The organism is Bradyrhizobium sp. sGM-13 (assembly GCF_018398875.1).
Classification (GTDB): Bacteria; Pseudomonadota; Alphaproteobacteria; order Rhizobiales; family Xanthobacteraceae; genus Bradyrhizobium.
Genome location: NZ_JAGWDK010000271.1, coordinates 1 through 294, shown reverse-complemented (window position 1 = coordinate 294; position 294 = coordinate 1). Strand labels below are relative to the sequence as shown.

At 62.9% G+C, this 294-nt stretch carries 1 pseudogene; it reads left to right on the top strand.

Annotated features, from left to right (window positions below):
• Nucleotides 1-294 (top strand): annotated as a pseudogene (locus tag KJQ96_RS41220) (integrase); the annotation flags it as partial.

The following is a 294-nucleotide window of genomic DNA, read 5'->3' as shown; positions in this document are numbered from 1 at the left end:
GGCGTCCCGGGTACGAGGCCGGATCGAAAAGGTCCTCGATGCAGCCAAGGCCAGAGGCTTCCGTGGCGGCGATAATCCCGCGCGGTGGCGCGGTCACCTGGATCACCTTCTGCCCCGGCCCTCAAAGCTGTCTCGTGGTCACCACGCGGCCATGCCCTATCAAGAGGTCGCGACCTTCGTCGCGAAGCTCCGGACGCGTGAGGCGATTGCCGCGCTGGCCCTGGAACTCTGCATCCTAACTGCTGCTCGGTCAGGCGAAATATTGGGAATGAGATGGTCCGAAATCAACTTGGA